This is a genomic window from Roseivirga echinicomitans, from assembly GCF_001592935.1.
Taxonomy (GTDB): domain Bacteria; phylum Bacteroidota; class Bacteroidia; order Cytophagales; family Cyclobacteriaceae; genus Roseivirga; species Roseivirga echinicomitans.
This window is the reverse complement of the sequence record NZ_LRDB01000022.1, coordinates 1-8,268: the sequence shown is the minus strand read 5'-3', so window position 1 is coordinate 8,268 and position 8,268 is coordinate 1. Positions and strand designations below refer to the sequence as shown.

The following is an 8,268-nucleotide window of genomic DNA, read 5'->3' as shown; positions in this document are numbered from 1 at the left end:
ATTACCTGATTACCTGATTACTTTAAGCAACCTTCAGCTTCTTAAACTTAGATTTCTCCAACTTTTCTTTAGCGTACTCTAAGTCAATGTCTAGTCTGATGTTTTTAGCGTCAGAAGGCATTTCGAACATGGCATCGGTCATAATGGCCTCGCAGATGGAGCGTAAACCACGCGCACCTAATTTATATTCAAGTGCTCGCTCCACAATGTAATCGAGGGCCGAAGGTTCAAATGTCAATTCTTTTTCTTCCATCTCGAACAACTTCACATACTGTTTTGTAAGTGCGTTTTTAGGAGTGGTTAGAATGTCTTTTAGAATCTCAGTGGTCAACGGATTCAAGAAAGTAACGATTGGTAAACGACCAATCAATTCTGGGATTAATCCGAAGTTCTTTAAATCCTGAGCGTTGATGTATTGGTGAAGATTTTCTCTGTCGTAATCGTCCTTATCATCTTGTGCCGAAATAAAGCCAAGCGGTTGTGTGTTCAAACGACTTGCAATATGTCTTTGAATGCCATCGAAAGCTCCACCGCAAATGAAAAGTATGTTTTCAGTATTTACCGAAATCATTTTCTGGTCAGGGTGCTTTCTTCCGCCTTGAGGAGGAACGTTAACATTTGTTCCTTCTAGTAATTTTAAAAGTGCTTGTTGCACACCTTCTCCACTCACATCTCTGGTGATGGATGGGTTGTCTGACTTTCTAGCAATTTTGTCGATCTCATCAATGTAGATAATGCCTCTTTCAGCAGATTCTACATCGTAATCGGCAGCTTGCAATAGTCTGGTAAGAATACTCTCTACGTCTTCTCCTACATAACCAGCTTCGGTTAATACCGTAGCATCAGCTATACAGAAAGGTACTTGAAGGATTTTGGCAAGGGTCCGGGCAATGTAAGTTTTACCTGTGCCCGTTTCCCCAACCATAATAATGTTTGATTTTTCAATCACGATATCATCATCAATCTTTTGTTGAGTCAATCGTTTATAGTGATTGTAAACCGCTACAGAAATAACCTTTTTAGCCTCGTCCTGCCCAACAACGTATTGATCGAGATGCTTCTTCAGCTCTATCGGTTTAATTACGTTGAACCTAGGTGCAGATTCTTCAGCATTTTTTGTTTTTAGTTCCTCGGAAAGAATTTGATTCGCTTGAGTAATACAGTGATTACAAATGTGCGCATGAATCCCTGAAATCATCAGGTCTACATCTTTCTTATTTCTTCCACAAAAAGAACAGGTTACTTCTGCCATAATCTTATTTTTTAGGTCTAATCAAGACCTCATCAATTAATCCGTACTCTTTAGCTTCTGAAGCTCTCATCCAATAATCTCTGTCTGAATCTTGCTCAATCTTCTTGTAAGTTTGGCCTGAATGACTAGAAAGGATATTGTAAAGGTCTTTTTTAACTTCTAACGTTTGTTTCAATGAAATCTCCATGTCAGAAGCCTGACCCTGCATTCCACTCATTGGTTGGTGGATCATGATTCTAGAGTGAGGTAAAGCGGCTCTTTTATTTGCTGCCCCACCTGCCAATAGTACCGCTCCCATAGAGGCAGCCAAACCAGTACATATGGTAGCCACATCCGGCCCAACATAGTGCATAGTATCGTAAATACCTAAACCAGCGTAAACAGAGCCTCCTGGGCTATTTATGTACATCAAAACGTCTCTTTTAGGATCAACCGACTCTAAGAAGAGCAATTGAGCAGTGATGATATTGGCGATATTGTCGTCAACACCCATGCCTAAAAAGATGATTCTGTCCATAATTAAACGTGAAAACACGTCAATTTCGGCAAACCTCGTTGGGCGTTCTTCAATTACCGATCGTGTCATATTCTGGATATAATTAGAATAATCATCAATCGCAGTTCCACTCACACCTTGGTTGTGAATGGCATATTTTCTGAATTCGTTTTTATCTATCATGTTTTTATTTGAGAATTGAACTGAACAAATTTAAAAAAAAAGCCCTTCGTTCAAAGGACTTTAATTTTAACAAGGTTGTTATTCGTTTAGTTCTGAACGATGTCCTTAAATTTTTCTACATCGACTTCTTTAGATTTGATCTCGATTTTATCTTTAATCAATTCCATCACTTTAGTCTCTTGTACTTGCTCGGCCATCTTCATGTAATTCTGACCTTCTTCACCTTTAAGGTAATGCTCAACAAAAGAATCCATTTGCTCTGCAAACTGGCCCATTCCTGAACCTGCAAATTGTTGAGCGATCATGGCGCGAGTAGCTTCTTGAATATCAGCGTGCTCTGGTTTGATTTCATTTTCTTTGGCGACTTGGCTCGAAATAAGGTTCCAACGTAATTGATTGGCATAGATTTCATATTCGTTTTCTATGTCTGCGTCAGTTACTTTTCCTTCGCCAGTTACTTTTAGCCATTCCTTCAAGAATTCATCTGGCAAGTTGATTTTCGCAACTTTGATCAATTCGTCTTGAATCGTTTTGTTTAAGAAAGCATCAGTTTCACGAGCATAGTTAGCTTCGATAGTTTCTTTTACTTTCAGTCTAAATTCTTCTTCTGTAGAAACAGTGTCAGGACCGAATGTTTTATCGAAAAGCTCTTGATCTAATTCAGCCACCTCTTTTCTGTTGATGTTTTTAACAACAAAAACGAAAGCATCATCAAGGTCAGTTACTTCATCAGCGGTTTTACCCAGGTGAGAAGCTACTTGAGCATCATCCTTGAAGAGTTTCTTAAGGTTAACTTTGATTTCGTCACCAGATTTTTTCCCTACAAATTTCTTTGCGTTGGCTTTGGTGAAATCAGAAGGGTCAATAGTAGTATCGTTTTCGATATCACCATTTTCCTGCTTTAAGGTTCCGTAAAGCAAATCACCTTCTTCGCTTACTTCAGGGTTGGTCATTTTACCAAACTGAGTTCTTACGTTATCAATTGATTCGTTAAGAACTTTATCGTCTACTGTAAGAATGTAAGATGTTACTTTCACTTTTTTGTCAATCGACAAAGCGAACTCATCTACCAATCCAATATTGTATTCAAATTCGAAATCTGACTGAGTATCCCAGTCTACTGATTCAATTTGTTTTTGATTTGGAAGTGGCTCTCCAAGAATCTTCAAGTCGTTCTCACGAATGTAATCTTGAATGGCATGACCCACTATATGGTTGATTTCTTCTACTAGGATAGACTTTCCGTACATCTTTTCGATAAGACTCTTAGGTACTTTTCCAGCTCTAAAGCCTTTGATCTGTGCCTTTTTTCCGTAGTCTTTAATTTTGTCGGCTACCTTTGATTGGTAATCTCCTTCATTTAAATTAACTTTAATTGAAGCGACATTTGAAGCTTTTTTGTCTAACGTGATATCCAAAACCTGTCAATTTTTGTTGGTACGAATAAAAAACCCCCAATCGGAAGATCGAGGGTTTATTTGTGCGGATAGAGGGACTCGAACCCCCATGCCGTAAGGCGCTAGATCCTAAGTCTAGTGCGTCTACCAATTTCGCCACATCCGCGTGCGATTGTTAAATGCGACTGCAAAGGTACACTAAAAGACAAATAATTCAATAGCTAAAAATCTTTTTTTATAAATATTATTGATCGAAAATTACACGGGCTAATTTTAACATATGATAGCGGTTGATGCAGAAGAGGAACGAAAGGAAATTATTAGGAGATACCGTAAGCTATTGCGAACAGCAAAGCCTTTTTTAAAGGATGACGATGCCAAATTGATTAAGAAGGCGTTCAATACTTCTCTCGAAGCGCATAAGGAAATGCGGAGAAAAACGGGTGAACCTTATATATATCATCCATTGGCTGTAGCGCAGATTTGCGTGGAAGAGATTGGGCTAGGTACAACATCAATTGTAGCGGCACTTCTTCACGATGTAGTAGAGGACACGGAAATCGAGTTGGATGAAATCAACGCGGACTTTGGCCCCAAAGTAGCCAAGATTATTGATGGCCTCACAAAAATATCAGGTGTCTTTGATCATGGGAGCTCTCAACAAGCTGAGAATTTCAGAAAAATGCTGCTCACTCTTTCAGAAGATGTAAGAGTAATATTGGTGAAGCTTGCCGATCGGCTTCATAATATGAGAACCTTAGGGAGCATGCCTCGTCATAAACAGCTTAAGATTATTTCTGAGACAATATATATATATGCACCACTTGCTCACCGACTGGGGCTTTATGCGATAAAGTCTGAACTCGAAGACCTATGGTTGAAATATACCGAAGAAGATGTTTATGCCGATATCGCTTCTAAAATTGCGGAGAGTAAATCATCTCGAAGTAGATTCATCAGAAGTTTTGTGGCTCCCATTCAAGAGGAGCTTAATCGTGCAGGGATTACATTTGAAGTGAAGGGCCGTCCAAAATCTATTTATTCCATCTGGAATAAAATGAAGAAACAGAACATACCTTTTGAAGAAGTTTATGACTTATTCGCCATTCGAATTATTGTTGACACGGATAGTGAACATGAAAAGGCAGCTTGCTGGCAGGTGTATTCAATAGTGACAGATTTCTATACGCCCAACCCAGATAGACTTCGCGATTGGATAAGTACACCAAAGGCAAATGGGTATGAGTCTTTGCATACCACTGTTATGAGTAGAGCCGGTCGATGGGTTGAAGTTCAAATTCGAGCCAAACGTATGGACGAAATTGCTGAAAAAGGATATGCAGCGCATTGGAAATATAAAGATGGAGCACCTACTTCGCACGAGTCTGGCTTAGAACTGTGGATTCAAAAGGTGAGGGATATGCTTGAACAGAACGACACAAATGCAATTGAGTTCGTGGATGATTTCAGAGCTAATCTTTTTAGCGATGAAGTTTTCGTATTCACTCCAAAAGGAGACTTGAAGATTTTACCGGTAGGAGCTACTGCGCTCGATTTTGCTTTCGATATTCACACAGAGGTTGGGGCTAAGTGCTTAGGGGCAAAAGTAAACAACAGGCTGGTTCCATTAAATTATGAACTTAAGAACGGAGATCAGATTGAGGTACTTACTTCTTCTAAACAAAAACCAAATGAAGACTGGCTCAGGTTTGTTGTAACCTCCAAAGCCAGGTCAAAAATTAAAGACAGCCTAAAGGAATATAAAAAACAGGCAGCAATTGATGGGAAAGAGATCGTTCAGCGCAAGCTTAAACAAATGAAAATCCCCTTCGATGGAGATGTGGTAAATCAGCTCCGTGCCTTCTTTGAGGAAAAAACGGTCACCGATTTCTATTATAAAGTAGGAAAAGGAATCATCGACCCTTCAGAAATTAAGAAATACAAAGACTTTAAAGTCAATACTAAATCGCAACGCGCCAAAACGGAGGAGTTAAGCGACTATAGCGATGACTTTAGTAAGGTGAAAACCACTGGAAAAGACATTCTTCTTATTGGTGAAGACATGGATATGGTGGATTACCGCCTTGCCAAATGTTGTAATCCCATACCTGGTGACGATGTATTCGGCTTTGTAACCGTAAATGAAGGAATAAAAATACATAGGACGACTTGTCCAAACGCACCAGAATTACTTTCCAATCATGGCAATAGGATCGTGAAAGCCAAATGGATGTCTGAACAACAAAATGCATTTTTGGCTGGCCTTCGAATTATTGGTACAGATAGGGTAGGGCTCATGCGCGATGTTACAGATTTGATTTCAAGTGAACTTAAGGTGAACATGCGATCCATCAGCATCGATACCGAAACGGGAATCTTCGATGGTCAAATCATGTTATACATCAATAATACAAAGCACTTGGATGATATGAGTCGGAAACTGGCAAAAATCAATGGAGTGGTGAAGGTGACTCGTTTCGAATCAAAAGATTTAAAATAAGAACAATACGGACGGCTTCTTGGTTGAATCAGCTCATGCCTTAGTTTGGGTTCTTTTCCTTCTATATAATAGAGGAGTTAATTTCCGATAGATTCAATCCTAATGAGTGAAATAAGTTTAGAGTTATATATTTGCACTTTGATGCACGAGAAGTATGTCGTTAAAGCCTGAGGTATTTGAACAAGTAAAAAAGATTTTTACTGCTTTTTTGGAAAACAAAGCACTTAGGAAGACGCCTGAAAGGTTTGCGATTCTTGAGGAAATTTATTCCAGAGGAGGGCATTTTGATGTGGAGTCACTCTACATTTCAATGAAGAACAAAAATTACCGCGTCTCTAGAGCGACCGTATACAATACATTGGATTTATTGGTAGAGTGTGATTTGGTCAGTAAACATCAGTTTGGTAAGAATCTGGCACAATACGAAAAGTCGTACGGCTTTAAGCAGCACGATCATATCTTAATGCTAGATTCCACAGAAGTGCTTGAGTTCTGTGATCCAAGAATACAGAACATTAAAAACACACTCGAAGAAATGTTTGATATTGATATAATGCATCATACGCTATATTTTTTCGCGAAGCCAAAAAAGAAGTCAGAGCCCGATAACTAAATAGAAATTGGTATGGATTATAGTTCAAAAATAGATTCTGGAGCACTAATACTTTCACTACAAGGGAACCTTATTGGTGAAGAAGTGGGTGTTGCCTTGCTTAAGGAGGCGGATCAAGCAATTGGAGAAGGAATAAAATACTGTATAATCGATATTAATGAAGTAAAGTATATTAACAGCAGTGGAATCGGTGTCTTAATCACAATTCTAACTAAGTTTAGAAATCAGAGCGGTGAGGTATGTATTGTAAATCCTTCCGAGCATGTGAAAAAGCTATTAATAATTACAAAGCTTAACGCCATATTCAATATTGAAAGCACGGTGGCCGAAGCAATATTAAAATTAAAATCATAAAACTAGAATGAAGGTTGATGTACTCTTAGGCTTGCAATGGGGAGACGAAGGCAAGGGAAAAGTAGTTGATGTACTAGCTCCAAAATACGATGTTGTCGCCAGATTCCAAGGTGGGCCAAATGCTGGGCACACACTTGAGTTTGATGGACATAAGCATGTATTGCATCAAATTCCTTCAGGTATATTCCGTGAAAGGATAAGAAATATAATTGGAAACGGTGTTGTGCTCGATCCAATCGTTTTCAAAAAGGAAATAGAAGGCCTTTCTAAATTCAATATTGATTTCAAGAAGAACCTCTTTATCTCTAAGAAAACACAGCTCATATTGCCAACGCACAAACTTCTGGATGCTGCTTACGAGCAATCCAAGGGGAAAGATAAAATTGGCTCGACCCTAAAGGGAATAGGACCTTCTTATCAAGATAAGGTGGCGCGAAATGGAATCCGAGTGGGGGATATTGTCGCTCCTGACTTCGATGGTAGATATCGCAACTTGGTGAAGAAGCATCAAAATATTCTAAGCCACTACGATTTTGAATATGATCTAGAGGAGGCTGAAGCACCATTCATTGAGGCGATCAACTTCCTTAGAGATTTCAATCTAGTGAATAGTGAATATGTGATTAACGAGTGCATCCGCTCCAGTCAAACTGTGTTGGCTGAAGGTGCGCAAGGCTCTTTGCTTGATATTGACTTTGGAAGCTACCCATATGTAACCAGCTCGAATACGATGACGGCTGGGGCATGTACAGGGCTAGGAGTTGCGCCAAGGAATATTGGAGAGGTATTTGGTATTTTTAAAGCGTACTGTACCCGTGTAGGTGGAGGGCCGTTCCCAACTGAGCTGTTTGATGAGGTTGGGAAGAGAATTCAAGATGAAGGTCATGAGTTTGGAGCTACTACAGGCCGTCCAAGAAGATGTGGCTGGTTAGATTTGCCAGCGCTTAAATATGCCATTATGATCAATGGGGTAACGCAACTCTTTATGATGAAGGCCGATGTTTTAAGTATTCTAGATGAACTGAAAGTCTGTACTCATTATAAGCTGTCGGACGGAACATTGACAGAAGAGATGCCATTCCAGCTTTTAGATGAAGAAATAACTCCTGTATACAAAACCTTTAAAGGTTGGGCTAAGGATGTAAGGGACGTAAAAGAGTATCGTAACCTTCCTTCTGAGTTGGTTGCTTACATTGAATATATTGAAAAGGAAACAGGTGTTCCTATCACAATTGTGTCTTTAGGCCCAGATAGAACAGAAACGATCGTGCGTTAATAGACGTATTAAAAATTATTATGAACCCTTGTTAGGCTTTGGTCTAGCAGGGGTTTGTTGTTTTAATAAGTTGTTTCTATCAGGTGAAGTATCTTTTCGTGTTTCTATTTTTGGTGTTCATTACTTGCTTATGTACGGTGAGGCATGTAGTAGTGTACCATTATGGAAGCGTGTTGGTGTTGTTAATAATTGAGGTT

The 8,268-nt window shown here is 39.2% G+C and carries 7 protein-coding genes and 1 tRNA gene; 4 read left to right on the top strand and 4 right to left on the bottom strand.

Features of this window, described 5'->3' with window-relative positions:
• Positions 1-22: 22 nt before the first annotated feature.
• From clpX to AWN68_RS11195, 4 genes are all read right to left on the bottom strand, one after another.
• A complete protein-coding gene (gene clpX / locus AWN68_RS11210) occupies positions 23-1,252 on the bottom strand; it encodes an ATP-dependent Clp protease ATP-binding subunit ClpX (RefSeq protein ID WP_068415470.1) in 1,230 nt (409 codons plus the stop codon).
• A 4-nt stretch (positions 1,253-1,256) separates the two neighbouring features.
• Positions 1,257-1,931 (bottom strand): ClpP family protease, encoded by a 675-nt coding sequence (locus tag AWN68_RS11205; RefSeq protein ID WP_053225082.1) that lies wholly within the window; start codon positions 1,929-1,931, stop codon positions 1,257-1,259.
• Positions 1,932-2,017: 86 nt separating this feature from the next.
• Positions 2,018-3,349 carry a trigger factor gene (tig, locus tag AWN68_RS11200; protein ID WP_068415468.1) on the bottom strand — a complete coding sequence of 444 codons (1,332 nt, stop codon included), beginning with the start codon at positions 3,347-3,349 and terminating at the stop codon, positions 2,018-2,020.
• A gap of 63 nt (positions 3,350-3,412) precedes the next feature.
• Positions 3,413-3,494, bottom strand: a tRNA-Leu gene (locus AWN68_RS11195).
• 114 nt (positions 3,495-3,608) lie between these two features.
• On the opposite strand from AWN68_RS11195, the gene AWN68_RS11190 reads away from it, so the two are divergent.
• The 4 genes from AWN68_RS11190 (at position 3,609) to AWN68_RS11175 (ending at position 8,071) form a co-directional block, all read left to right on the top strand.
• On the top strand, positions 3,609-5,828 hold the full coding sequence (locus tag AWN68_RS11190; RefSeq protein WP_068415466.1) for a RelA/SpoT family protein: 2,220 nt from the start codon (positions 3,609-3,611) through the stop codon (positions 5,826-5,828).
• A 154-nt stretch (positions 5,829-5,982) separates the two neighbouring features.
• Positions 5,983-6,441: a Fur family transcriptional regulator gene (locus AWN68_RS11185; RefSeq protein ID WP_068415463.1), complete on the top strand. Its 459-nt coding sequence runs from the start codon at positions 5,983-5,985 to the stop codon at positions 6,439-6,441.
• Between the two features lie 12 nt (positions 6,442-6,453).
• Entirely contained in the window at positions 6,454-6,795 is a 342-nt protein-coding gene (locus AWN68_RS11180; protein WP_068415462.1) for an STAS domain-containing protein, read from the top strand.
• Positions 6,796-6,802: 7 nt separating this feature from the next.
• A complete protein-coding gene (locus AWN68_RS11175; RefSeq protein ID WP_068415461.1) occupies positions 6,803-8,071 on the top strand; it encodes an adenylosuccinate synthase in 1,269 nt (422 codons plus the stop codon).
• Positions 8,072-8,268: the final 197 nt, after the last annotated feature.

Coding starts and splice junctions, on each gene's coding strand:
- AWN68_RS11190 (WP_068415466.1), top strand. CDS start 3,609: ATGATAGCGGTTGATGCAGAAGAGGAACGAAAGGAAATTATTAGGAGA.
- AWN68_RS11185 (WP_068415463.1), top strand. CDS start 5,983: ATGTCGTTAAAGCCTGAGGTATTTGAACAAGTAAAAAAGATTTTTACT.
- AWN68_RS11205 (WP_053225082.1), bottom strand. CDS start 1,931: ATGATAGATAAAAACGAATTCAGAAAATATGCCATTCACAACCAAGGT.
- AWN68_RS11175 (WP_068415461.1), top strand. CDS start 6,803: ATGAAGGTTGATGTACTCTTAGGCTTGCAATGGGGAGACGAAGGCAAG.
- clpX (WP_068415470.1), bottom strand. CDS start 1,252: ATGGCAGAAGTAACCTGTTCTTTTTGTGGAAGAAATAAGAAAGATGTA.
- AWN68_RS11180 (WP_068415462.1), top strand. CDS start 6,454: ATGGATTATAGTTCAAAAATAGATTCTGGAGCACTAATACTTTCACTA.